Source organism: Salinispora sp. CH2A1_6, assembly GCF_056820975.1.
On the sequence record NZ_JBXEDG010000007.1, the window covers coordinates 66,939 to 92,613 of the forward strand.

21 protein-coding genes are annotated in these 25,675 nt (G+C 71.8%); 1 reads left to right on the plus strand and 20 read right to left on the minus strand.

Features of this window, described 5'->3' with window-relative positions; translation table 11 throughout:
- Nucleotides 1–47 precede the first annotated feature (47 nt).
- The 15 genes from AC1UKG_RS12245 to AC1UKG_RS12315 form a co-directional block, all read right to left on the minus strand.
- Nucleotides 48–530, minus strand: a complete 483-nt coding sequence (locus tag AC1UKG_RS12245; RefSeq protein WP_018722790.1) for a glycosyltransferase family protein — start codon at nt 528–530, stop codon at nt 48–50.
- A 135-nt stretch (nt 531–665) separates the two neighbouring features.
- The gene (locus AC1UKG_RS12250) at nt 666–1,937 is read right to left on the minus strand and encodes a hypothetical protein (protein ID WP_482642914.1); all 1,272 of its coding nucleotides are present in this window, start codon (nt 1,935–1,937) and stop codon (nt 666–668) included.
- Entirely contained in the window at nt 1,934–2,836 is a 903-nt protein-coding gene (locus tag AC1UKG_RS12255; protein WP_482642915.1) for a sulfotransferase domain-containing protein, read from the minus strand. Before AC1UKG_RS12255 ends, AC1UKG_RS12250 begins: the two co-directional genes overlap by 4 nt.
- A gap of 8 nt (nt 2,837–2,844) precedes the next feature.
- Nucleotides 2,845–4,425, minus strand: coding sequence for a lipopolysaccharide biosynthesis protein (locus tag AC1UKG_RS12260; protein ID WP_482642916.1), 1,581 nt, complete (start codon nt 4,423–4,425; stop codon nt 2,845–2,847).
- Nucleotides 4,422–5,807 (minus strand): O-antigen ligase family protein, encoded by a 1,386-nt coding sequence (locus AC1UKG_RS12265; RefSeq protein ID WP_018743990.1) that lies wholly within the window; start codon nt 5,805–5,807, stop codon nt 4,422–4,424. The genes AC1UKG_RS12260 and AC1UKG_RS12265 overlap by 4 nt, the downstream gene beginning before the upstream one ends.
- 8 nt (nt 5,808–5,815) lie before the next feature.
- On the minus strand, nt 5,816–7,492 hold the full coding sequence (locus AC1UKG_RS12270) for a lipopolysaccharide biosynthesis protein (RefSeq protein WP_482642917.1): 1,677 nt from the start codon (nt 7,490–7,492) through the stop codon (nt 5,816–5,818).
- Nucleotides 7,485–8,027, minus strand: a complete 543-nt coding sequence (locus AC1UKG_RS12275) for an acyltransferase (RefSeq protein ID WP_029123651.1) — start codon at nt 8,025–8,027, stop codon at nt 7,485–7,487. The genes AC1UKG_RS12270 and AC1UKG_RS12275 overlap by 8 nt, the downstream gene beginning before the upstream one ends.
- Before the next feature lie 88 nt (nt 8,028–8,115).
- Complete coding sequence (locus tag AC1UKG_RS12280) at nt 8,116–10,047, minus strand: hypothetical protein (protein WP_482642987.1); 1,932 nt, start codon at nt 10,045–10,047, stop codon at nt 8,116–8,118.
- Between the two features lie 254 nt (nt 10,048–10,301).
- Nucleotides 10,302–11,129: a shikimate dehydrogenase gene (locus AC1UKG_RS12285; protein WP_482642918.1), complete on the minus strand. Its 828-nt coding sequence runs from the start codon at nt 11,127–11,129 to the stop codon at nt 10,302–10,304.
- Nucleotides 11,119–12,324 (minus strand): endolytic transglycosylase MltG, encoded by a 1,206-nt coding sequence (gene mltG, locus AC1UKG_RS12290; RefSeq protein WP_482642919.1) that lies wholly within the window; start codon nt 12,322–12,324, stop codon nt 11,119–11,121. Before mltG ends, AC1UKG_RS12285 begins: the two co-directional genes overlap by 11 nt.
- On the minus strand, nt 12,321–12,782 hold the full coding sequence (gene ruvX / locus AC1UKG_RS12295) for a Holliday junction resolvase RuvX (RefSeq protein ID WP_018730022.1): 462 nt from the start codon (nt 12,780–12,782) through the stop codon (nt 12,321–12,323). The genes mltG and ruvX overlap by 4 nt, the downstream gene beginning before the upstream one ends.
- Nucleotides 12,783–12,846: 64 nt before the next feature.
- Nucleotides 12,847–15,525, minus strand: coding sequence for an alanine--tRNA ligase (alaS, locus tag AC1UKG_RS12300; protein WP_482642920.1), 2,679 nt, complete (start codon nt 15,523–15,525; stop codon nt 12,847–12,849).
- Nucleotides 15,522–15,827 carry a hypothetical protein gene (locus AC1UKG_RS12305; RefSeq protein WP_018743982.1) on the minus strand — a complete coding sequence of 102 codons (306 nt, stop codon included), beginning with the start codon at nt 15,825–15,827 and terminating at the stop codon, nt 15,522–15,524. The genes alaS and AC1UKG_RS12305 overlap by 4 nt, the downstream gene beginning before the upstream one ends.
- 32 nt (nt 15,828–15,859) lie before the next feature.
- Nucleotides 15,860–16,321 carry a DUF948 domain-containing protein gene (locus tag AC1UKG_RS12310; RefSeq protein WP_018743981.1) on the minus strand — a complete coding sequence of 154 codons (462 nt, stop codon included), beginning with the start codon at nt 16,319–16,321 and terminating at the stop codon, nt 15,860–15,862.
- Between the two features lie 152 nt (nt 16,322–16,473).
- A complete protein-coding gene (locus tag AC1UKG_RS12315; RefSeq protein ID WP_018814056.1) occupies nt 16,474–17,283 on the minus strand; it encodes a hypothetical protein in 810 nt (269 codons plus the stop codon).
- 870 nt (nt 17,284–18,153) lie between these two features.
- On the opposite strand from AC1UKG_RS12315, the gene AC1UKG_RS12320 reads away from it, so the two are divergent.
- Entirely contained in the window at nt 18,154–18,420 is a 267-nt protein-coding gene (locus tag AC1UKG_RS12320; RefSeq protein ID WP_482642921.1) for a hypothetical protein, read from the plus strand.
- 491 nt (nt 18,421–18,911) lie between these two features.
- Here the strand turns inward: AC1UKG_RS12320 and AC1UKG_RS12325 are convergent, their stop codons facing one another.
- The 5 genes from AC1UKG_RS12325 to AC1UKG_RS12345 form a co-directional block, all read right to left on the minus strand.
- Complete coding sequence (locus AC1UKG_RS12325) at nt 18,912–20,420, minus strand: replication-associated recombination protein A (protein WP_026271357.1); 1,509 nt, start codon at nt 20,418–20,420, stop codon at nt 18,912–18,914.
- Between the two features lie 121 nt (nt 20,421–20,541).
- Nucleotides 20,542–21,936 (minus strand): MFS transporter, encoded by a 1,395-nt coding sequence (locus tag AC1UKG_RS12330; protein ID WP_482642922.1) that lies wholly within the window; start codon nt 21,934–21,936, stop codon nt 20,542–20,544.
- Nucleotides 21,936–22,532 carry an ArsR/SmtB family transcription factor gene (locus AC1UKG_RS12335; protein WP_026325298.1) on the minus strand — a complete coding sequence of 199 codons (597 nt, stop codon included), beginning with the start codon at nt 22,530–22,532 and terminating at the stop codon, nt 21,936–21,938. Before AC1UKG_RS12335 ends, AC1UKG_RS12330 begins: the two co-directional genes overlap by 1 nt.
- Before the next feature lie 168 nt (nt 22,533–22,700).
- Nucleotides 22,701–24,524: an aspartate--tRNA ligase gene (gene aspS / locus AC1UKG_RS12340; RefSeq protein WP_018743975.1), complete on the minus strand. Its 1,824-nt coding sequence runs from the start codon at nt 24,522–24,524 to the stop codon at nt 22,701–22,703.
- Between the two features lie 182 nt (nt 24,525–24,706).
- Nucleotides 24,707–25,642: an acyl-ACP desaturase gene (locus tag AC1UKG_RS12345; protein ID WP_018814061.1), complete on the minus strand. Its 936-nt coding sequence runs from the start codon at nt 25,640–25,642 to the stop codon at nt 24,707–24,709.
- Nucleotides 25,643–25,675 lie beyond the last annotated feature (33 nt).

The window sequence follows — 25,675 nt, forward strand, 5'->3', positions numbered from 1 at the left end:
ACGAAACCTGGCATCGCGCGTCGTCGCGCCGCCCGCACTCTCCACGCTCACAGCAGCGGCCCCACCACAGTCGCCTCCGGGTAGTGCCGACGTTGCTCCTCCCACTGCACAAGCATCGCGGACAGGAACGGGCGACACAGGCGCGCGGTCAGGGTCGGGGTGTCGATCCGGTCGTACACCTCGACATAGACGGTGGGAATTCGCCGCAGCCAGGCGAACACCACGAACGGCACCGCAACCCCGGCTCCAGTCGTCACCACCGCCGCCACCCGACGCCGCCGCAGCACCCGCACCGCCAGGAGCGCGTTGCGCACCAGGTTGGGCACGTTGCGGGTGGTCGGGTGGTGCGCCGAGACAACCTCTTCCCCCGCAAGCTGGGAGAGCGCGTCCGGGGTGTCGAAGGTTACCCAGCAGCGGTGCCAGCGCTCGTACCAGGAGCGCAGCGCCAGTAGCTGGGCCAAGTGCCCACCGCTCGATCCGACGAGCAGCAGGACCGGGGAGTCACCGCGACCCTCGGGGTACGTCTCCATGCAAGCTTCACCGTTCACTTTCTTTGGCATACGGCTCCATGCAAGCCTCATCGACTCTTTTCGCCTCAGATGCGATCGATGATGTGCGAAAGCAGATCACGTATCGCGCCGTGGGGGCATCGGGCAACCGGGCTGTCACCGGTGGTCCCGCTGCCCGAAAAGCTCCAGCAGAGCGGGGTGCAGCGCGGGGTTCCAACCCGCCCCGGCGTTGGCCAGGCGCCAGGTCCGCAACCACAGCTCCAGCAGGTACGTGTCAGCCACCAGACGCTGCCCGGCCCGGTTCAGGCCGAGCGCGTCGCCGTACCGTCGAAGTTGGAGGTCAACAGCGTCGGCCGCGACGGCGGCGGAGGAACCCCGCAGCACCAGGGCCCGCTGGAACGCGTCATGCGCCAGGTCGAAGCCGAGCGGGACGTCCGGGGCGCTGTGCTCCCAATCCCAGGCGACCAGCCGGCCGGCATCCCGACCAAGGTTCCACGGAACCCAGTCGCCATGCCAGTGCCCAAACTCGACCCGGGTCTCCCCGTGCTGCGAAGCGAGCCCGGCCACCGCCGCGACCACCCGGGGATCGGCCGGCATCGTGGCGGCGGCCCGGTGCGCGGTCCGGGTGAGGCGGGCCAGGAAGCTCGATCCGGCCAGTGGCCGGCGCCGGGCAGGCGGGTGGCCCCGGCGAGCCACCGCGAGCACCGCGGCGACCTCGGGCTCGGCGGTGCTGGACAGCCCGCGGACCGCGGGCGGCAGCGGCTCCACCAACGCGACGGAGCGACCGGCCCACCGAAGCTCGGCCAGCAGTCGCGGCGCCACCGGGTGCTCCGGCACCCGAGCCAGCGCGGGAAGTTCCCGCAGGGCCGCCGCCTCAGTGGTCACCAGGGCCCGGGTGGCATCGTTCCAGCCGATCTTCGCGAAGCCCAGCGGACGACCTTCCGGGGCAAACAGTTGCAGCGTCGGCTTGTGGTTCGGATCCGGCGGTCGCACCCCACACGCCGCGTACGCGGGTCCCCAGCCCTGCAGGGCGGCGAGTCGGTGCACAAGCAGCGCCTCGTCCGCGGCGACCGCATCGACCGCTTCGGGCAGCGACACTGTCAGGACCGAGAACCGGGCCAACTCCAGCCCACCGAGCCGGGCGAACCCACCGAGAGCCGCCCGCGCCGCCCGCACCCGGGGCGGTCGCAGCGCGTTGTACGCCAACAGCGACGCAGCCGTTGCCCGCTTGGAGCCCAGCGGCAACAGGAACCGGGCCCGCTCCACAGAGGGCACAATCGCGTACCGCGCTACTGCCCGGTGCGCGGTCGGCGGCCGGCCGTCCACGGTGAGCCCGACCCGCTCAACACCGAAGACCGCCCGGGTGACCCAGCCCAACCCGTCAGTACGGGTACGCGGGTCGGCGGAGGCAGTGACCGATTCAGTCATACGGCGCCGTCCGGCCAGTCAAAGTCCATTCCGAGCCGCTGCCGCAGCGCGTCGTTGTAGGGGCGGTAGTAGGCCGTCAGCTCCGCCTGAAGCTCCGGCTCCAGCGGTGCGGAGCGACGGTCGTTGTAGACCCGGAAACTCGCCAGGTCGTACGCCGGCAGCCCGAGGAAGGACAGGGTACGGCCGTACGTTGACCGGGCGTCTCGATAGAGATCTTCGCTGCGTAGGAAGAGGAACTGCGTACGGTCGAACCGGTCCAGCCACGGCTCAAGGTGCTCGAGGTAGCGGCCCCGGGCCCGGTAGGTGTACCAGTCGTACGCCTCGCTGACGTACTCCGGCTCGGCCACCAGCCGCTCCCGCTCCCCCGCGGTGCGCTCCTGCTCGGCGCCGAGGGCGGCGGCGAAGTCCAGCGGCTCGATGCCGTGGGTGCGCCGCTCCTTCCAGTGCGAGTAGGCCCGCTGCACCGGATCCCGCAGCAGCACGACCAGCTTGACCGACGGCATGAGCGCGGCGACCCGCTCGGCGGCGAGCGGGTGGAACATGTACAGCGGGGCGGCTTCACCGGCCCGGACCGGGCCCCCGTGCCGCCGCTGGAGCGCCGCCCGGTGACGGGTCGTCGGAAAGTGCGAGCGGTACCACGCCTCGCCGCGCCGCCAGTGCTCCTCGAAGTAGTGCGTGGCCTTTGTGTTCCAGGCCGGGAAGAGCCGCGGCACCAACGGATGCTGGATCAGATAGTTCCACAGTGACGTGGTCCCGCCCCGTTTGGTACCGATGACGAGGAAATCTGGCAGCGGTCGTCGGTCACTGGTCTGCACGCCGTAGCCGACGAGGGAGTCCCGTACTCGCTCGGTCACCTGAGTCGGCACGAGCTGCTTCACTCGATCACGCATCGCCGGCACGACGCACCTCACCTTTCCTTCTGCTCTGGTATGCCGGAGTCGGCCGGGACGGCCGGCTCCCGCGCACGGAGTTGCCTCAGGCTCGCCCGAAGTTCGGGCCATACTCGGGACAACGTCCCGGCACCACCAACGGCCAGCACCGCCACCGCCACCAGCAGGCCGGGAATGCCCCGCCCCCCGACCAGCACGCCCACCCCGGCGGCCACGCCCACCCCGGCGGCGGTGATCGCCGCCGCGCGCAGCATCGCCGCGTCCAGCAGCGGATGCCGCACCACGAGCCAGGCGCACGTCGCGGCAGTGAGGTTCTCGGTGAGGATGCCCGCGGCCCAGGCCACCGCCGCGCCGGTGGCGCCGTGCCTGGGGATCAACACCAGGCCGAGCGAGACCGTCACCAGCAGCCCACCCAGGGTGGCGGCCAGGTGTAGACCACTGCGGCCCCCCATCAGCAACAGGCTCTGCACGTTGCCCACGCCCGTACGCACCAGCATGGCCAGGGCGAGGACGGTCAGCGCGGGGGCTCCGGCGGTGAACCCGGGCCCGAACAGTTCGAGAAAGGCCACCCCGAAGACAGCGAGCAGCAGGTACACCGGCCAGGAGAGCACCAGCCCCCAGGTGGTCAGCTGCCGGTGCACAGCCGCCGCGAGGGCCGGCTGACCCGCGCCGAGCAGCCGGGACAACCGGGGGGCCACCGTCACCCGCAGCCCCTGCATGGCGAGCTGGCCGGCGAGGACGTACCGGCCGACGGCGCCGAAGACACCGGCCTCCTGCGCCCCGGCGAGCGCTGAGGTCAACAGCACCCCGATCCACAGGTTGCCGGCGTCGATGGCGGCCGAGACGGCCCGGGGCAGCGCGAACCGCCAGAAGGTTGACCAGTCCCGCGGCCCGGGGCGGAGCCGGGCGCCCCGCCCGATGTGCAGCGGCCCCACGACCAGGGCCAGGCAGACCAGCAGGGCCAGGGCGGCCGGAGCCAGCCAGGCGGACACGCCGGCCACCAGGCCACCGCCGACCAGGACCGCACCGCCGACCAGGACCGGCCGGGCCACCGGTAGGAGAAAGAACTGCACCGACACGTACGCCCGAATCGGCCGGACACACCGCAGGGCGGCGAGCAGCAGTGTCAGGAGGACGACCACCGGGACGGCGGCGAAGCTCACCGCCAGCAGCGGCGACCCGGCGGCCGGGCCGAACACCCGGGGCGCCAGGGAGTCGGCGGCGAAGAACCCGGCCAGCGCGACCACGGCGGCAACCACGAACGGTGGGAGTAGGGCCACCGGTAGCACCCGGGCGGCGTCCCGCCACCCCCCGGCCGTGCGGCGGCGCGGCAGCGCCCACAGCAGACCGGTTTCGGCACCCAGCGTGCACACGGCGGTGGCCACTGTGACCACCCCGATCGCGGCGAAGAAGACGCCGGAGCCGGTGGGGCCGTAGCCGCGGGTGATCACCACCGCAAGGAAAAAGCCGAAGAGGCCGCTGGTGGCCGCACCGAGCAGCCCGGCGACCCCGCTGCGCGCGCTGTCCCGGCGCTCCGCCTCGTCCGGCTTACCCGCGTCGGGGCCGGACGAGGCGGCCGGAGCTGTGCCGGCGGTCATCCGGCCGTCCTAGCAAGCGTCGTCGGCAGCCGCGGGGGCTGCCCTCGTGCCGGACCAGCCGGACCAGCGTCCAGCAAAGGACGGGGCCGTGACGCCGACTCGCCCTCGGTACGTGCCATGGCGAAGGCGATCACGTAGAAGGCGACGGCGAGGTTCTGATTGGCCATGCCGTAGAAGGGGATCTGCACCAGGCACACCACCGGGACGATCGCCAGCCACTGCCCCGCCGGCGAAGCCGCCCGGGCACAGCACCGGGCAGCCACGACGAACCAGGCCAGAAAGCAGAGCAGGGCGGGGATGCCGTGGCTGAACAGCACCATCCACAGCTGCCCCTGGGTGCCGATCGGTGCCTGGGCCGAGACCGTGTCGACGTTCGCCGGGGCGCCGTAGCCGAGCCACGGCGAGTCACCGACCCGCCCCAGCACCGCGCGGTAGAGAGCGAGCCGGTCGGTGTTGGTGCCGCTGTTTCCGACCCGGTCCCCGATCAGCTGGGTGACCGGGATGAAGACGGTGGCGAGGAGCCCCACCAGCAACACGCCGACAATCGAGGTGGTGACCCGGGTGTTGCCGTGCCGGCCGGCCCGGACACCGAGCACCAGCAGACCGACACCGAGGCTGAGGAACATCGCTCGGTTCAACGTGAGGAAAGCCGGTGCCAGGGAGAGCGGCAACGACCCGAGCAGCAACCAGCGCAGCACCCCGCGCCGCCGCAACATGATCACCGCGACCACAGCGGGCAACGCCATCGCATACGCGCTGCCGTAGTTGTTGGTGTACGCGTACGGCGCCGCGGGACGGTAGATCGGGTTCAGCGACCGGGCGCTGTACTCGGCGGTGGAGAGGTGGACCATGTCATGGACGAAGGGTTCGGCGGCGATCGTGCCGGGCAACAGAACCTCCACCGGGGTGGTCAGGCCGAGCCGGGGGGCGAGGACGCTCAGCCAGCCCAACGCCACCAACCCGAGCCAGAACGCGCAGAGGGGCAGGAGCACCCCGCTGCCTCCGGCCCGCTCGCGGGCCACCAGGTAGACGTAGACGCCGACCACCAGCGCGGTGGCGTAGAACGCCAGCCGCAGCCCAAAGGTCAACACCGCGTTGGGCGTCCCCAGCCGGGTGGCGCTGACCAGGACGATGGCGAGGAAGAGTAGCCAGATCCCGGTGCCCGGCGGCAGCGGAACCCGACCCCGAACCAGCAGCAGGGCCAGCAGCACCGCGCCCAGCAGCGGCCAGCCCAGATAGAACGCGCCGGCCAGCCACCAGATCGGCACCAGGCCGAACATCAGCGCCAGCGGCCAGATCGGTAGTCGCGGTGGTGCGGGCGACGGAAGGACCTCGGAGGCCCCGTCCCCCGCCGGCTCGCCCGTCGCCGGAGTCCCGTCCACGGGCACGGTCAGCCCCGGCCGCGGTGGGTGAGAACGAAGCCGAGGGGGGCCACACCAGCCGCTCGCAGCCGCTCCGCCAGCCGACGTAGATCACTCTGCCGGGTCTGGTCCTGCTGGACCACCACCACCGCGGCGCCCTGTCGAGCCGCCGCGACGCCCCGCTCATCGGCCTCGGCCGGTGGGGCGTTGAACAGCACCACCCCGCTGGCAGCCCGCTGCCGCCAGGTACCGAACCGGATGCTGCCGGCACCCACCGCAACCGTGTCGGCGGACGCCTCGACTGCGCTCTTTCCGCTGCTCGGCACGGTGGGGGCGATCCGGGGCAACGAGATCGTGCCATCCGGGTCGTCGGACGTCTGGTGGTCAGCGGCAGTACCGTGGCCGGCCGGGGTCGCGCGCTGGACCGGGGCCTGGCGGGGAGGAGCGGTCGGGTGGGGGGATGGTCGCCGGACGGTGATCTGCTCGGTGACCTCATCAATGGGGGCCGTCCGCTGGCCCTGGCGCGGCTGCGGCACCACCGGCCGGGCGGAGTTCGCCGTCGCCGGCAGGCGCGCCACGCCAGCCAGCACCTCGCTGCGCAACCGCCCCAGGCGACCGATGTCGTCAGCGAGGTACACCTCCCGGCCGGTGACCGCGAGCGCCACCGCCAGCCCGGCGCCCAGCGCGGTCTGATCCCCCCGGGTGGTCAACAACACGATCCGGGCCGGTTCCCGGATCCGCCCAGCGATGGCCATCGCCACGTACCGAACATCGGCGTCCACGGCGTGCCGTGAGCCGCGCGCTTTCGGGCCGCGGGCGGTACCGAGTAGTGGCAGGCCGGTAGCGTCCCGGCCATCGTCGACCGACCGGATGCGCCGGTCCACCGACTCCCACCCGTACGCCAACACGATGCCGAGCAGCACCCCACCCAACAGCCCCGCGAGTAGGCGGAGCAGGTTGCTACCGCCTGCGGCGACCAGGTTCGGCTCCGCCTCACGGGTGACCCAGCCGGGGTTGACATCAACCGCCGCGATCTCGGTACGGGCCGAGCCGAGCTGGACCAGCTGGCTGTTCACTGCGGACAGCTCAGCCACCGCCGCATCCGCCTCGCCCTCCCGCGCACCGGCGATCTGACTTTGCAACGCCGCCTGCTGGGCCTGAACCTTCTTGATGCTCTCGTCGTACGAGCGCAGAATGTCCGCCCGCTGCTGCTCGTACATGGTGCGGCGCACGTCCAGATAGGCCGCCGCGGCGAGATTGACGCCGGCAACCGCATCCTGGGTGGAGTTCGCGGTGAAGCGGAAGCGCAGGATCTGGCCGCCGGTCGGCACCTCGAGCTCGAGGGCGTCCTGCACGTCACGCTGGTCCCGGCCGGTGGCGTCCACCAGCCGCCGCACCACCTCGGTCCCGGTGGCGATGCCCCGCTCCACGTTCATGTTCACCGCGCGATCGGCGGAGGCGCCGCTCGGCGTGAAGGCGTCGGTGACCACCGGTCGCACCGCCACCACGGCGTCGGCGGTCACCGCACTCGGCACCAGCAGCACATAGCCGAATGCGGCGAGCAGCCCGAACACGGCGGCACCGGCCAGCACCCGGATCCGGTGCAGCGGCACGCGGAGCAGGTCGGTCAGGGTGACCGTACGACCCGATGTCCCCTCACCCGAGGCGGTGTTGGCGGTCCAGCCGCCACCAGCGGTGCTAGTCATTGAACTTTTTCACTGTCTGTTGCGGGTTTCCAATAACCACCACCCGGGGCGGGACATCCGTCCGGACCACCGTGGCAGCGCCCACGACACTGTCCCGGCCGATCCGCACACCCTTCAGCACGAGCGCGTGTGCGCCGATCCAGACGTTGTCCTCAAGAACAATCGGGGCTCGGGTGCGCGGGCTGGGCGGGTCGTGTCGCACCTCGGGCCGCAGATTGTGGAAGTCGTTGTCCCGCACCTCACAGTTCGACAAGAGGCAACCGTCGCCGACCGTGACCGAGGTCCAGGCACCCACCCACGTCGCACTCAACAGACAGTCGGCGCCGATGTGAACCTCCCCCGGACCGGCGAACCGCACCAGCTTGTTGATCCGAGTCCGGTCGCCGATGCGCACCCGCACGCCACGGCGTAGCCGGACCCGGCCCCGGATCTCCACATCCCGGCCGAGACTCAGCCTCGGATAGCGCAACCGGTACCAGCCGCGCTTCAGTGCAAACCCGGCCCTTACCACAAAACCACGGCGGATGCCCCGCAACGATCCTCCCCACGTCCGGGGACGACGGCATAGTCTTCACCGTCAGCCAACACGAAGCATCCACCATAATCGACGCTCCTTAGTCGACTTACTGCACGGTGAAGAACAGTTGTGGAGTGGACCAGGTCAGCTCCGGGCTCGCGGTCACGAGCAGTACGCCTTCCCCGCCGTCCACCACGGGATCCACCGCTGGCCGGAAGGGGACGCTACGCAGGTTCCCGTCGGTGTTTCCGTACACGATCCTGCCGTCCACCCACGCCATGCCCCGCACCGTCGACCAGTCGACCCCGGCGGTGGGCAGCGTGAACTCGGTGGCACCGAGGTAGTTCCCGTCCGTCTCGAAGTATCGGTAGTGGAGGGCTTCGGAGTCGGCCCGGGTGTAGTGGAGGCGCCCGTCCAGGAAGAAGGCGGCGGTCAGCTCCCCCGCATCGAACCAACCGTTGTAGCCGGACGACTCCCACGGGACACCGACTACGCCACCGGGGAACATCGAGATGTCGATCCGGCTGCCCGTCGGGGTTCCGGCGACGGTGTGTGCCCAGTAGATCCGGTCACTCATTCCCCAGGTCGCCCCGGCGCCGGTGTAGTTCGGCTGGCTGACCGTGGTCGGTGCGCCGATGCCGGTGCCGTCGAACGGCACCCGGGCCAGCTCGCCCTCCCCGGTGCCCAGGTAGAGATTGCCGCTGGGCGCGGTCGACGGGTTCTTCGGGGTGATCGTCCGACCACCGGAACGGGGGAACATCCCGAGCCGGCCGTGGTACTCACTCCCCATGCCATCGGAGTTGTGCCCGAAGTGCAACCCGTCCTCGCCTCGCCAGAGCACCGGGACGGTGGTGCCCCACGAGCTGGCGCCAGGGGGCAGCGACGAGCCACCGCTGCGACGGGGATTCCAGTTCACCGGCATCCCGGTGGCCGGGGTGACGGCAGCGATACCGAGTCGATCAACGGCACCGTCGCCGGCCTTGTCGTTCCCGTTCGGGTTGTTCAGCCAGCGAAAGTGCCCCCCGAGATAAATGACGTTATCGGCCACCTCGACCGAGGTAACGGTGTCGTTGCCGGTGTATTGCACCCACGTGCCAAGCTGACCACTGCCGCGGGCCGCGGTCTCGAACCGCACCAGCGCGTCGCAGTACGCGGCCGGCCAGCCCGACCCGCCGTTGGTGCCGACGACAAACCAACTGCCAGAACCACCGAACCTCACATCCTGCACATAGTGGACGAAGACGTCGGGCCGGCGGCAGGGCGCCACGAACTTCTCCGAGCTCCAGTCGAGAACACTCGGCGTGCCCGAGAGATCGACCAACACCATCTGGTTCCGTGACAGGCCATTGACCTCCGTGAAATTACCGCCGGCCACGAGAGTGTCCCCGCCCGGCGAGACATCAATGGTCCAGACGTACGAGTTGGTGTCGTGTCGCCCCACGGTGGCGTTGATGGCGAAGGTCGAGTCGATCGCTCCCGTGCTGGCATGCAGTCGGGCCAGCCCGGCGTGCGGAGTGCCGTTCACCCAGTTGAAGGCGCCCGCCAGGTAGAGCCAGCCGCCGGACAGCACCATGTCCCGCACGGTGCCGCCGTCGGAGCGGCCCACCCAGCTGTCGACGGTGGCGCCGGTGCTCGGGTCGAGCGCCACCAGATTCTTCCGGGACACCCCGTTGGCGTTCCGGAAGGCCCCGCCGACGAGCAACGTGTCGTTCGGGCCGGCGACCAACGAGTTCACCGCACCGTCGAGCGCCGGCAGGAAGGTCGTCGAGATCGCCCCGGTGACCTTGTCGTAGCCGAACAGGTAGCGCTGGCTGACCCACGCCGTGGTCGGATCCTGCCGGATCTGGGTGAAGGTGCCGCCGACATACACCATCGAGCCGATCTCTGCGAAGGCTCGGGCCTCGCCGTCACGGGCGTGCGGTGTCTCATCAACAGGATCGCTCGACACCAGGATCTGTGTCTCGGGTACCGGCGGGACGGTGGCGGAGGCCGCGGATGGTATGAGCAACGCGGCGACAACGGTTACCGAGCAGATCAGGGCCGTCCGAACGGGGCGACCCGAAGTCCGCCGACGATGCAAGAACCCAGCCACGCTTTACCTCCCAGGGGGTGAGAACCCGCGTAGCGTGCCTTACCCGACCCCCTCAGCGATATCAACCGATTGGTCGGCATTTGCCCTTTGGCCGGCACGTGCCCCGCTGGCCTCAGCCCCGGGCACTCCGGCGTCCCCCGCTCGGCGCACGCCACCGCCGGTTCGCCCCGTTGGCGGGTGACGAGTCGCCGCTGCGGGGATCAGCCCGCCCGAGCCGCGGTGAGCGCGGCGGCCATCGCGGCACGCGGCGCCGGCACCCCGGTGAACTGCTCGAACTGGCCGACCGCCTGGGCCAGCAGCAGATCGAGACCAGAGCAGACCCGGCAGCCGGCAGCCTGCGCGGCGGCCGCGAGTGGGGTCGGCCAAGGGTCGTAAAGGGCATCGAAGAGCACCGTGGAGGGCCGCCACGCCACCGCCGCAGCGAGCGGGTCGGCGACCCCCGCCGGGACGGTCGAGATCACCACGTCGGCGGAGCAGGCCGCAACAGCGTCGGACCAGGGAACGCCGGTCAGCGACACGCCCACCGCCGCGGCCACCGGACGCAGGTCGGCGATCGCGGCCTTCCGCCGGGCCACCACCGTCACCGTCCGGGCCCGCAGCGCCGCCGCCGCGGCCACCGCCGCCCGGGCGGTACCACCGGCGCCGAGCACCGTCAACGTCGACTCCGGGCCGACCCCGGCCCCGGTCAGCACCTCCACCATGCCGGCGACATCGGTGTTGTCCGCGTGCCAGGAGCCGTCCGGCCGGCGGACCAGGGTGTTGGCCGCGCCGACCGCGGCCGCGACCGACGACGCCGTCGCGGCCACCGCGAGCGCCGTCTCCTTGCCCGGCATGGTGACCGAGAGCCCCGCCCACTCCGGGCCCAAGCCGGCGACCAGAGCCGGCAGCTGCGCCTGGGCGCACTCGAAGCGGGTGTACGACCAGTTCTGCAGGCCCACCGCGGCGTAGCCGGCGTTGTGGATCACCGGGGAGAGGGAGTGCGCGATCGGGGCGCCGACCACCGCCGCCCGCACGCGCTCAGATGACACCCGCCTCCCTCGCCTTGGCCTCGTTGCGCAACTGCTCCTCGTAGGTTTCCGCGAAGGCCGACTCTCCCTCCTTGTTGATCGCGACGAAGAAGAGCCACTTTCCGGGCGGCGGGTCCATGGCGCCTTCCATGGCCAGCTGACCCGGGTTGTTGATCGGCGTGGGGATCAGGCCCTCAAGCTTGCGGCTGTACGGGTTCTCCGTGTCAAGCAACTCGTCCTGGGTCATCTCGGCGGAGGTCTTGGTCTCCTGGCCGGTCAACTCCAGGTAGTAGTTGACCGTGACATCCATCTCCAGGCAGTTGCAGTTGAAGTCGCCGTAGACCCGGTTGTAGGCGACCCGGGCGACCTTGCCCAGGTCCCCCGGCGTACCCGCCTCGGCTTGGGCGAGTGACGCGACGATCAACGCCTCGTAGGGCGCGATCTGGCGTTCGTTCTGCACCCGGTCGACGAACTCCATCCCTTCGGCGACGGTGAGGAACCGCTCCACCATCAGCGCGAGAATCGACTCGGCCGTGGGGTCCGGGGGAAGCTCGTAGGTGTCGGGGAAGAGGAAACCCTCAATCGACGGCTCGACCTTCCGGTCATCGGTCCGCTTGAACCACCACTGCGGGACACCGAGCGCGAGCGGATCCTTCGCCGCCGCCTCGAACTCCGCCACGGGGATCCCGGTCTCTTCGGCGAGCAGCTTGTAGATGCTCTTCGCCGTCCGCCCCTCGGGAACAGTGATCCCGTTCACGACCCGGTTATTCGGGTCCAGCATCGCGGCCACGGCGTACTCGCCACTCATCTGCCTACGCAACTCGTACTGGCCGGGCTGGATGTTCTTGCTCTGGCTGTTATCCTCCGCCGCATTGACGAAAGCCTTACTGCTCTTGACCACCCCGGCCTCGTAGAGCGTGACCGCGATAGCGGCGATTGGCGCGCCCTCCGGGATCTCGACCGTCACCGCCTCGGTCCCGGAACCGTCGTAGTCTGGCGTGCCGAGCAGGCTCTGGATCCGTTCGAAGCCGTAGTAGGCGCCACCACCGAGGCCGCCGAGTAGAGTCAGGGTCAGCAGCAGGGCCAGCACGGTCTTGCCGCGCCCGCCACCCGAGCCGCGCTTTCGCTCGCGCTGACGCTTACGCACGTAGCCGCGCCGATGCCGGCCCTTCTCCCCCCGATCCGCATCGAAATCGGGGTCCAGCTCCTCGATCATTGCATCCGCCTCCGCTGCGCATCGAGCCAGCTCTGCAGGATTTCCACCGCGGCCGCCTGGTCCACCACCGCCCGCTGCCGCCGCCCCCGGACGCCACGCTCAGCAAGCCTACGGCTAGCCACGACCGTTGACATCCGCTCGTCGGCGAGCGTCACCGGCACAGGCGAAATCACCTCGATCAGGCGGCCGACATACGCCTGCACATGTACGGCGGCGGGGCCCTGCCGACCGGCGAGATTCACCGGAAGGCCAACCACCACCTCGACCGCCTCGTGTTCGGTCACCAACGCGGCCAGCTCGGCCATGTCGCTGGGGACCGCCTCCGGCGCGGCAGTGCGATCCCGGGCGAGGGTGACCAGCGGGGTTGCCAGGACGCCGTGCGGGTCGGACCGAGCCACGCCGACCCGGACCTGTCCGACATCCACCCCGAGGCGTACGCCTCGGGACCACTGCGCCACGAATGGTCACCTCCCTGGGAGAACGAACGGGCGGCACCTCCGGCACCGGGCATCCTCCGGCACACTACGCCCCGGCGATGGCATTCTCGACAGTGCGGAGCAACGCCGGCGCCTCCGCCGCCGGCAGGCCGCCCCCCTGGGCCAACTCGGGGCTGCCCCCACCCCGACCGGCGAAGGCTACCTTGACCAGATCCGCCGCCGACAGCCCCTGGCTCCGGGCAGCTGGATTGACCGCCACCACCAGCGAAGCCTTGCCGTTCGCCCGGGCTGCCACCGCGACCACCGCCGGACGCGCCGGATCGATCCGGCCACGGATCTCCTGCGCAAGGGTCCGCACATCGTTGCCGGCCGCGCCCTCGGGCGCCTCGGTCCCGACGTACGCCACCCCACGCACCTCGCTCGCCTGGGCGGCGAGGGCCGCCGCGCCGCCGAGCACCAGCTGTGCGCGCAGCTTCTCCAGCTCCTTCTCGGCGTCGCGCAGCTGGGTGACGGTCTGCTCCACCCGCTCCGCGACCTGGTCGGACGGGACCCGGTACAGCTCGGCGAGGCGCGCCACGAGCAGGTGCTCGCGGGCAAGGAAGTTGAACGCGTCGATCCCGACCAACGCCTCGACCCGGCGCACCCCGGACCCGATCGACGACTCGGAAAGGATCTTCACCAGGCCGAGCTGGCCGGAGCGGCCCACGTGGGTGCCACCGCACAGCTCTCGCGCGTAGTCACCGACCTCGACGACTCGCACCTGCTCGCCGTACTTCTCGCCGAAGAGCGCCATCGCACCGATCCGCCGCGCCTCGGCCAGCGAGGTGACGAAGGCACGCACCTCCAGGTCGGCCAGGAGCGCCTCGTTGACCTGCTGCTCCACATCCCGCAGGACGCTCGGCGCCACCCCGGTCGGGGTGTTGAAGTCGAAGCGGAGCCGCCCCGGTGCGTTCAGCGAACCGGCCTGGGTGGCGGACTCACCGAGGAAGTTGCGCATGGTCTGGTGCACGAGGTGGGTCGCGGTGTGCGACCGGGAGATCGCCCGCCGGCGATCGGTGTCGATCTCGGCGAAGCCGGTCTCGCCCACGCGCACCTCGCCCCGCAGCACCCGGGCCCGGTGGACGATCAACCCGGGCACCGGCTGCTGCACGTCGAGGACCTCCACCTGGCCCCCACCAACGGTGATCACGCCGAGATCCGGCTGCTGACCGCCGCCCTCGGCGTAGAACGGGGTGGTGTCGAGCACCAGCTCGACCGTCTCGCCCTCCACCGCCGCGGCGTGCGGGCTGGCCGCACCGAGCACCGCCCGCACCGTCGACTCGCGGGAGACCTCCTGGTAGCCGGTGAAGGTGACCGGGCCGCCCTCATCCAGCACCGTCCGGTACGCGGAGAGGTCCACGTGCCCCGTCTTCCGGGCCTGCGCGTCGGCCTTCGCCCGAGCCCGCTGGTCGGCCATCAGCCGACGGAAGCCCTCGGCATCGACCTGCAGGCCCTGCTCGCCGGCGATCTCCAGAGTCAGGTCGATCGGGAAGCCGTACGTGTCGTGCAGCTGAAACGCCTTCGCGCCGGAGATCGCGCGCCGGCCCGCGGTGCGGGTCTCGGCGATGGCGGTGTCCAGGATCGTGGTGCCGGCGCGCAGCGTGGACAGGAACGCATCCTCCTCCGCGTACGCGTAGTCGGCGATCCGGCCGAAGTCCGTCGCCAGCTCCGGGTACGACGCGGCCATGCAGTCGCGGGCCACCGGCAGCAGCTCGGGCATCGCCCGTTCCTGCCAGCCCAGCAGCCGGATCGAACGGATCGCCCGACGCATGATCCGGCGCAGCACGTAGCCCCGCCCCTCATTACTCGGGGTCACCCCGTCCCCGATCAGCATCAGTGCGGTGCGGACATGGTCGGCGACGACCCGCAACCGGACATCGTCCGGGTGCGATTCGCTGGCGACCTGACTGGATTGCGCGCCATACCGCTTGCCGGTCAGCTCGGCGGCCTTGGCCAGGATCGGCCGCACCTCGTCGATCTCGTAAAGGTTGTCCACGCCCTGGAGGATGGAGGCCATCCGCTCCAGGCCCATCCCGGTGTCGATATTCTTCGCCGGCAGGTCGCCAAGGATCGGGTAGTCCTCCTTGCCGATGCCCGGCCCCCGCTCGAACTGCATGAAGACGAGGTTCCAGAACTCCACGTAGCGGTCCTCGTCAACCGCCGGGCCACCCTCCGGGCCGTACGCGGGGCCCCGGTCGTAGAACAGCTCGGAGCACGGCCCGCACGGCCCGGGGATGCCCATCGACCAGAAGTTGTCGGCCTTGCCGCGACGCACGATCCGATCCGCGGGCACCCCGACCGACCGCCAGATCTGGAACGCCTCGTCGTCGTGGTGGTAGACCGTCGGCCAGATCCGCTCCGGGTCGAGTCCGAGGCCCCCGGCGTCAACCGGTTTGGTGGACAGGTCCCAGGCCAGCCGGATCGCCTCGTCCTTGAAGTAGTCCCCAAACGAGAAGTTGCCGTTCATCTGGAAGAACGTGCCGTGCCGGCTGGTCTTGCCCACCTCGTCGATGTCCGGCGTACGGAGGCACTTCTGCACGCTGACGGCCCGCTTGTAGGGCGCGGTCTGCTGCCCCAGGAAGTAGGGGACGAACTGCATCATGCCAGCGGCGACGAACAGCAGGTTCGGGTCGCTGATGGCGGGCAGCGGAGCGGACGGCACCACGGCGTGACCGTTCGCCTCGAAGTGCGCGAGGTACCGCTGCCTGATCTCCGCCGTCTTCATCGCTGGTGCTCCTCCGGGAAAGTCTCTCGATCGCCGGTGCGCGGATGTTCCCGCAGCTCGGCGACGTTGTCGTCGAACGCCTCGCCGCGCGCGAAGGCCTCGTGAATCTCCTGTTCGCGCTCGGCCATTCCGATCCGGACGTCCGACACGAAGCTACGTACCGACTCGGCCAGGTCGCCAGCGGATTCGGACAGCCCGCCGGCGATCCCGGCCGGCGTGTAGGCCTGGGCCGTCCGGGTGGCCTTGCGGACCACCAACACGCCCACGGCCAGCCCGATGCCCAGCCAGAACAACCGCCTCATGACTCTCCCCCTCCTGCGCGCCCCGGCGCTGCTCAGCGGCGACCGCGCCGGCGGTCGCGCTGTTGCTGCTTGATGGTGTCCCGCACCTCACGTTCGGTCTCCGCATGCCGGCGGGCGGCCGTGGCCCGACGCACGCCATAGCCGAAGGCAGCCACCTTGACCAGCGGGCTCGCGGCAGCGGCGGAGACGATCGTGGCGAGGTTGGCGACGTTCGCCGTGATGTTCTGCGCGTGGTTGGTCATGGTATCGACCTTGGCGAGCTGGAGATTCACCCCATCCAACGAGGTCTGCACCTGATCCAGCGCGGTGTTGACATTCTTCACCGTGGTATTGACCTCGCTCAGCAGCGGCGCGGTACGCTCATTGACGTCGTTGATCATCCGGGTGGCCGCATCAACCGTGTGCCGCAGCCGCAGGATCGGTAGCACCAGGATCAACACCAGCATCGCGAACGCGATCGCCGCGATCAACGCCGCGACTTCTCCAAGGTCCACGCCTGTCCTCCTCAAGCCGAATCAGCGGGCACCGGACGTTTCAGGGCAAGCCGCCGTCGTCCCCACGCCCGTGCCGCGCGCCCCGGCCACTGGTCGGCCGGAGGCAGGCGGGCCTGCCAGCCCAGACCCTACCGTCCGTGATGGAGACCGCCTCAGGATGGTGAGGGGGTCAGTTCACCGAGCGGGTCCTCGGACAAGGTCGGGAAAGGATCCTCACCGGTGAGCGACGGGTCGGTGCTCGGCTGCGGTCGCGTCCGGTCATCGTCGATGGCGTTCCGCACCTTCACCGAGACCAACGAGCCGGTGCACTCCGCCGCCTGGGTTGATGGATCCGGGGACGGCACGAGCGCCGGCTCGCCGTCGACTGGTGGCGGCACACAGGCGGGCTCGCGTACCCACAGATCGAGGGTCAGCTCATCCCGTCGCCAGCAGGTGTAGCTGCCCTTCGCCGACTGCTCGGGGCAACGGTCGACCTGCCACGGCTGCCAGCCCTCGCCCCGCAGCGACGCCTCGTAGACCTGGACAGTCTCCTCCGGAGAACGTTCCGAGGCCACGGTGCGCTCGCGGAGTCGACAGTCCAGCAGACACCAGCGACTGCCACTGACGTCGTCCACCGTCTCGGTCGCTGCCCAGGTGGGAACCGCCAACTGGTCGAGGGTGTCGAACACCGGGTCACGGTTCAGCGTCTGTAGCCCGAAGACGGCCGGGACAACACCGAGCAGCACGATGCTGGCCAGCGCCAGGGCTCCGGTCCGGAGCCGCTGCTGCGGTTGCCGGCGCAGGTACGAGCGGGCGCCACCGGATCCGTCCGGTGCGGCGGTGTCGACCGCGGGGGGTTCTGCCCCGCCGCGCGACGGCCCGTCCGGCGCGGCCGCCAACGGCGCCGGCGGGACACCCTGGGGCGTGGCCCGGGCCGGCTCTCGCGGTGGCGGTAGCGCGCGACCCGACGGTCGCTCGTCCATGCTGGTACGGGGGCCGGCGGGCCGGGCCATCCCCGCCGCGAGTCGCGGACCAGCTGGCGCATCGCCGGGCCGGGCAGCACCGGGCGGCATCCCGGGGGGACCACCCGGGATGCCGTCCGGTCGGGCTACGCCGGGCGGCGGAGCTCCGCCCGCGGGCGGAGTCGGCATGCCGGCCCGCCGCGGGGCAACCGTGCCCGACGGCGGCCCGACGGCGGCCCGTGGCGGCGGCCCAGCGGCAGCGGCCCGTGGCGGCGGCCCAGCGGCAGCGGCTCGTGGCGGCGGCCCAGCGGCAGCGGCTCGTGGCGGCGGCCCGGCAGCGGCCCGTGGCGGCGCCTGATCCGGACGGCCCGGACGGACAATGCCCGGGCCGGGCGGGGACGGCTCACCGATCGCGCCGCTCGCGGCGGCGGACGGGCGGGGGCGTTCGGCAGCCGGTCCAGCGGGCGGGTGTGGTCGCGCGGGGCCAGCCGCTCCCGGGTGCGGACCGGCGGGGCCGGGCCGCGCTCGCCCGGCGGCGGGACCGCCCCGGATCGGTTCGGGTCCAGAACGCGGGCCGTCAGCGGGTCCCTGGCCGCCGGCGGGCGGCGCGCTACGCGGGGCTACCGGCGAGCCCGGGGGGACCGCTGGTTGATTCAGGGAACGGAGCGTGGGGTCGGTCTGGTGGGGGGTACGGCCGGCCTCCCGCAGCCAGTCGGCCGGCCGCCTCGGTCGAGCTCGCCGCCCCTCGCTGGGGACCGGGTCGGCGCGGTCGGTTCGCGGGCTCGGGATGTCGGTGTTCACCGCGGGAGTGGCCGGCCCCGGGCCGCCCTCGGGGGCGGACGGGCGGCCACGCGGTACAACGGTGTCCTCCTCCGGCGTCTCCCGTCGGCCATGCCGGGCGACACCACCGGACGGCGGGGCAGCACGGTGGCCGGGTGCCCTGCCAACCTCGGCTGGCGCACGATGCCCACCCGTGGCGAGAGGAATCCCGCCGGTGGGATCGTCGCCGGCCCGGCCGGGGACCGCCGGCGAGGTGCCCGGAGCGCCCAGCGGGGTGCCCGGAGCGCCCGGCGGCTCACCGGCGCCACCTCGTCCACCCCGGCCAGCCGATGGGGCGAGGCCCGGCGGGGACGCGGCGCCGGCCGGCGGACGGGCTGACGCTGCCGGGCGGCCACGGCCGACCGGCTCGGTGTTCGGCAGGCCGGGCTGGGCCCCGCGCCCGTGGGCCTGGGGAGGAGCTGAGGGGCCGGGAGGAGCGGAAGGAGCCGGCAGCCCTCCAGGGGGGGTGGCAGGACCAGAAGGAGCGGGCTGCCCGGGAGCGGTCGCAGGCTTCGCGGAGCCGGACCGCCGGCCAGCGTCGGGTCGCGGGCGGGGCGCCTCGGGCGCGTCTCGCCGCACGGGCGGTGTAGCCCCAGTGCCGCTCGGGCCCGGGTCGGCACCGAGGCGCTGTGGCGGCGTGGACGGACCGGGCCCGCCCTCCGGGCCCAGCTCGGCCCGCTGCGCCTTCGCCGTACGCAGGTCGTCGATCCAGCCGAACTCCTCGCCGCCTACCGGCTCGGCGGCCGTGGCCTCGGCCTTCCCCCGCCCCCAGCGGCGCCCCTTGCGCCGCTGGTCGGCGCTCTCCTCGGGCTGGTCCGCCCCTCGCGACTTCACTGCTGCCCCTCCTCAGTGGCGTCCGCGCCACCCTCGTACGCCCCGTCGTCACCCGGTCTTTCGGGTTGGCGGCCGTTGCCCGCCCCGGTGCCACCGGGCGCCGCTGCCGGCCGGCGGTCAGCCGTCGGCGCCGACCGGCGAATGATCCGGCGCAGCAGCGGCAGTCGATCAGCGACGGCTCGCTCGGCCCCGTGCTGGCTGGGCCGGTAGTAGTCGGTGCCGACGAGATCGTCGGGCACGTACTGCTGGTTGACCACACCCCGTTGGTCGTCGTGGGGATAGCGGTAGCCGGTGCCGTGGCCGAGCCCCTTGGCGCCGGGGTAGTGCGCGTCCCGTAGCCCGCGTGGCACCGCCCCACCCCGACCAGCCCGGACATCGGCGAGGGCCGCCCCGATGGCGGTGGTCGCCGAGTTCGACTTCGGGGCCGTGGCCAGGTGGATCACCGCCTGGGCGAGGTTGAGCTGGGCCTCCGGCAGGCCGACATACTCCACCGCGTGGGCGGCGGCGGTGGCCACGCCGAGCGCACCCGGGTCGGCCATGCCGACGTCCTCGCTGGCGAAGATGACCATCCGTCGGGCGATGAACCGCGGATCCTCGCCGGCGACCAGCATCCGGGCCAGCCAGTGCAGCGCCGCGTCCACGTCGGAGCCGCGCATGCTCTTGATGAACGCGCTGGTCACGTCGTAGTGGCTGTCGCCGTCGCGGTCGTAGCGGACGGCGGCGCTGTCCACCGCCTGCTCGGCGGTGGCCAGATCGATGCGGTTGGCCCCGACCGCGGTGGCGGAGGCGGCCGCGGCCTCCAGGGCGGTGAGCGCCTTGCGGACGTCACCGGCGGCGAGCCGAACCAGGTGCTCCTCGGCGTCGGGGGCGAGGGCGGGCGTGCCGCCCAGGCCTCGACCGTCGGCGACCGCACGGCGGAGCAGGCTGCGCACCGCGTCGTCATCCAACGGCTGCAGGGTGAGGAGCACGCACCGGGACAACAGCGGCGAGATGACGGAGAAGTACGGATTCTCAGTCGTCGCCGCCAGCAGCGTGACGGTCCGGTCCTCGACCGCGGCGAGGAGCGAATCCTGTTGGGTCTTGCTGAACCGATGCACCTCGTCGATAAAGAGCACGGTCTGCGGGCCACCGGCGCGGCGCTGCCGGCGGGCGGCCTCGATGACGGCACGGACGTCCTTCACCCCGGCGTTCAGCGCCGACATCGCCACGAAGCGACGGTCGGTGGCTCCGGCCACCAGGTGCGCGATGGTGGTCTTCCCACTGCCCGGCGGCCCCCAGAGGATCACCGACATCGGTGCGGCCCCGGAGACGAGTTGGTGTAACGGCGCGCCGGGGGCACGCAGGTGGTCCTGGCCGATCAGCTCGTCAAGCCCGGTCGGGCGCATCCGGACGGCCAGCGGCGCGTCCTGACCGACCGGCGTGAACCCAGTCATGCCGGCCGTACCCGCGGGCGCGACGGCCGCGGCGGCGGGCTCTCCTAAGGAGAAGAGGGCGTCAGGATCCATCACGGGAACAGTACCGGGCGCGGCCGGGGTCAACAGAATCAGCGCCGCCGGGCGGAGCTGACCTGCCCCCTCCGGTCCGGCCCGTGCCACCGGCCGCGTGACGCGGCCGGTGGCACCGCCATCACCGTCGAGCCGCGCCCGCTCCGGTGGTCGGGTCACCGGCGCGGGCCGGGGGCACGCCGGGCTCTCCGCTGACCGGCGCCGAGCCCTCGGGCTGGGTCGCCGGTACCGGCGGCTCGGGCGAGTCGGCGGCCGTCGGCGTACCGGCCGGGGTGGAAGAACCATCGCGGCTCGCCCGCCAGGCGGGCAGGTACAGCGGCGCGGCGATCACGAGCACGACCGCGCCGGCCAACATCGCGGCGCTGACGCCGGCCCGGTCGGCGACCAGGCCGAGCACGATCCCCCCGGCGGCACCGGCAGGCATAGCCACCATCGAGTTCAGGGAGACCACACTGGTTCGGTACGGCCCGTCGACCTGCCGGTGCACCAGCCCCATGTGCAACGGGTTCGAGGCGCCGTGCACGACGTAGCAGACGACGAACGCAACCAGCACTCCGACCGGGCCGGCGAGCAGCGCCATCCCGACCACGGTGACGCCCTGCGCGATCCGCAGCAGCGCCGCGGCGGGCGCGGCGCCCAGTCGCCGGGTCAGCAGCGGGGTCACCGCCGCGCCGCCGGCGCTCGCGAGCCAGGCCACCATGGTTGCCGGCCCGAGCAGCGCACCGGCTCGATCGGAGTCGCCGAGCACCTCGGCGAGCCGGACCGGCAGGAGAGCTTCGAAAGTGACCATGCCGAAGCCCCAGAAGATCTCGACCGAGAGCAGGGCGAGCAGCACCCGGGAGCGGCGCAGCAGCCCCATCGCCTGGCCGATCATCCGGGGGGCCTCCGCGATCGACTCGCGCAGCGCCGACGACCCGGCGGTGGGACGACGCTCACGTAGCAGGGCGAGCACGGCCAGCAGCCCGACGACCTGCAAGCCCACGGCGACCACGATCGGCATGGTCAACGCAGTGAACGGGCCGACCGGGCCGAGCGCGACCAGCGCGCCACTGAGCAGGGCACCGACCGCCATGGCGACGCCGAGCGCCGTCCCGCCCTGGCTCAGGCCGCGCTCATACTCGGCCTCGGGGTCGGCCGCGAGGGTGCTGTCCACGAACCACGACTCGAGTGGGCCGCTGTCCAGCGCCCGATAGACCCCCTGCAACGCCCACACCGCCACCAGCAGGGCGAACGAGTCGGCCATGACGAAGAGCGCTAAGGAGACGAGGTTGACCACCGCGGCGAGCACCAGCACCGGCCGGCGTCCCACGGCGTCGGCGAGCCCGGCGGTCGGCAGCTCGAGCGCGAGAACGAGGACACCCTGGGCGGCGAAGGCCACGCCGATCTCGGTGAGGGTGAGGCCCCGCTCCTGCATCAGCAGGACAAAGACCGGGACCAGCAGGCCGACCGGCAGCCAGCGCAGGCTGAGCAGGATGAGGTAGCGGTTGCGGACCTGGTGGATCGAGAGGGTAGCCATCACGCCTCCTTCGGTAGCGGGTAGGCGGCGAGGTAGACCTGAACCTGCTCGGCGCCGGGCTCCGCCGGGTCGGCCGCTTCGCGGTAGCGCTCCAGGACCTGCCAGAGTTCGTCGTTGAGCGCCTTCAGCCGGTCTGCGGGAAGGGTCAGGAAGGCGTCGCCCATCCCGAAGGCGTCCCGCCACTCCGACGACCACTCGCTCTGCGCCGCGCGCCACCGCTGCGCCTGCTCGGTCAGCAGGCGCAGCTGGTGGCCCTGGATCCACTCCAGGGCGGCGCGGGCGTCCGGATCGTCGTCGAAGTCGGTGGGCTCGAGTTCGCTGATCTCGTGCGCGGCCCGCCACCAGCGCTGCCGGCCGGTGCCCCGGTCGGGGTCCTCGGCGACCAGCCCCACGTCGGCGAGCTGACGCAGGTGGTAGCTGGTGGCACCGGTGTTGGTGTCGAGCTGTTCGGCCAGCATGGTGGCGGTCGCCGAGCCCTGCACCCGCAGCGCCCCGAGGAGCCGGATCCGCAGTGGGTGCGCCAGCACCCGAATCTGCCGGTGGTCGATGTGCACCACGCGCGGAGCCGGCCCTGCCCGCTCCCGGTCATCAGTCATGCTCGCACAATATCTGTGCATAACTTCTGTGCACAAGAGTTTTGCACAGAAGTTATGCAACGCCTTCGGGTTCGACTGGTCCCGCACCACTCAGCCCGACCGGGCGCCGAACACGACAGTGGCGGCCCGGCAGGAGCCGGGCCGCCACGGGAATGACCAACGAGGCGATCAGGTGGGGTCGGCCACCGGAGCAGCCGGGCCGGCGGTGCCGGCCTGCGCCCGCGCCTCGGGCTTGGGCCGGGCGTCCACGCCCGCCTCCAGGCGCTGCGCCGCGGTGATCGGGGTCGGCGCGGCGGTCAACGGGTCAAACCCGCCGCGGGTCTTCGGGAAGGCGATGACCTCGCGGATCGAGTCGGCACCGGCGAGCAGCATGCAGATCCGGTCCCAACCGAAGGCGATCCCGCCGTGCGGCGGCGCGCCGTACTTGAACGCCTCCAACAGGAAGCCGAACTTGTCCTGCGCCTGCTCGGGGGTGATACCGAGCAGGTCGAAGACCCGCTGCTGCACGTCGCCGCGGTGGATACGGATCGAGCCGCCGCCGATCTCGTTTCCGTTGCAGACGATGTCGTACGCGTATGCGAGAGCCCGCTCCGGCGCCTCCTCGAAGCGGTCCACCCACTCGGCGTTCGGTGCGGTGAAGGGATGGTGCACCGCGGTCCAGCCGCTCGCCCCGCCCTCCTCGCCGTCGGTGACCCGCTCGAACATCGGCGCGTCAACCACCCAGCAGAACGCCCAGGCACTCTCGTCGATCAGCTTCGCCCGGCGGGCGATCTCCACCCGGGCCGCGCCGAGCAGCTCCTGCGCCGCCCGGCTCTCCGCCCCGGCGGCGAAGAAGATCGCGTCACCGGGTTTCGCGCCGACCACGTCGGCCAGACCCGCCAGGTGCTCGGTGGAGAGGTTCTTGGCGACCGGGCCCCGCGCCTCACCTGTCTCGGCGTCGAGCACCACGTACGCCAGGCCCTTCGCGCCCCGCGCCTTGGCCCAGTCCTGCCAGCCGTCCAGCTCCTTCCGGGACTGCGCCGCACCACCGGGCATCACGACCGCACCGACGTAGCCGCCCGCCTCGATCGCGCCGGCGAAGACCCGGAACCGGGTGCCGCGCAGGTAGTCGGTCAGCTCGGTCAACTCCACGCCGTAGCGCAGGTCCGGCTTGTCCGAACCGTACCGCGCCATGGCCTCGTGCCAGGTGATCCGCGGGATCGGCCGGGTGATCTGGTGGCCGGCCAGTTCCCGCCACAGCCGGGACACGATCGCCTCGCCGAGGTCGATCACGTCGTCCTCGGTGACGAAGGACATCTCGATGTCCAGCTGGGTGAACTCCGGCTGCCGGTCCGCGCGGAAGTCCTCGTCCCGGTAGCAGCGGGCGATCTGGTAGTAGCGCTCCATCCCGCCCACCATGAGCAGCTGCTTGAACAACTGCGGCGACTGGGGCAACGCGTACCAGGTGCCGGGCTGCAGCCGGACCGGCACCAGGAAGTCCCGGGCCCCCTCCGGCGTCGAGCGGGTCAACGTCGGAGTCTCGATCTCCAGGAAGTCCCGCTCGTGCAGCACCGTGCGGGCGATCTGGTTGGCCGCGGACCGCAGCCGCAGGGCGCTGGCCGGGCCGCTGCGGCGCAGGTCCAGATACCGATAGCGCAGCCGGACGTCGTCACCGGCCTCGACCTGGTCGTCCACCGGCAGCGGCAGGGGCGCCGCCTCGGAGAGCACCTCCAGCTCCTCCGCCGTCACCTCGACCTCGCCGGTGGCCAGTTCCGGGTTCTCATTGCCCTCGGGACGACGGGTCACCTCGCCGGTGACCCGGACGCAGTACTCGTTGCGCAGCACGTGGGCGTCCTCCTCGCGGAGGACGACCTGGGCCACCCCGGAAGCGTCCCGCAGGTCGACAAAGATGACACCGCCGTGGTCGCGCCGGCGGGCCACCCAGCCGGCGAGCGTCACCGTGGTGCCGGCGTCCGTCGCGCGCAGGCTTCCGGCGTCATGGGTACGGATCACGGCGTGCGTCTCCCTCGTCTGCGGAATGAATCTGCCCGGCATCCTCGCCGGGCCGCCCCGGGGCCGCATCCTCGTTCCAGCCTGTTCCGGGGCAGAATGTCTCTGCCCCGGCATTCTGTCAGGGCTACCGCACCGCCGTTTGCCGGGTGCGCGCAAGGAGATCCCGCCGCGCCCTGGGGGCGTCAGCCCCGGGCCGCCTGTCGGGCGCGACGGGCGTCGCGCTTCTCCTCGAATCGGGACGCGGCGAGCTCCAGGCCCTCGAGGTGGGCCGCGATCTGGTCCCGGGCCGCCTCGCCGTCCGCGTCCAGGCCCGACACCTCGAAGATGTCCCACTGCCGCAGCACCGGCAGCACCACCTCGTCCCGGTGCTGGCGCAGGTCGTAGATGCCGGCCAGGGCGATCGCGACGGACTTCCGGGCGAACCCCTCGATGCCGTTGCCCGGCATCTGGAACTCGGCCAGCACGTCGGCCACCGCCCGCATCGTCTGGCTGGGCGCCAGCTCCAAGGCGGCGGCGAGCAGGTTTCGGTAGAAGAGCATGTGCAGGTTCTCGTCGGTGGCGATCCGCGCCAACAGCGCCTCGCAGTGCGGATCGCCGGTGGCCCGGCCGGTGTTCCGGTGCGAGATCCGGGTGGCCAACTCCTGGAACGACACGTACGCGAGCGAGTGCAGCATCTCCTCGTCGTGCGCGTTGCGGTAGCCGGCCGACATGTGCGTCATCCGGGCGCGCTCCAGGGCCACCGGGTCGACCGCCCGGGTCACCGTCAGGTAGTCCCGGATCGCGATGCCGTGCCGCGCCTCCTCGGCCGTCCACCGGTGCACCCAGGTCCCCCACGCCCCGTCCCGACCGAAGAGCGTGGCGATCTGGTGGTGGTACGAGGGCAGGTTGTCCTCGGTGAGCAGGTTGACGATCAACGCGGTACGGGCGACCTCGGGCAGCTCTGAGTCGGCCGGCGTCCACGCCTGCCCACCGAGCGGACCGTCGAAGGTCCGCCCCTCACTCCAGGGCACGTACTCGTGCGGGAACCACTCCTTCGCGATCGACAGGTGCCGGTCGAGGTTTTTCTCCACGACGACTTCCAGCTCGTGCAGGAGGGCGGTCTGGCTGAGGACGCTCATGTGCGGTCTCCCTACGGTGGCGTAACTTACGCC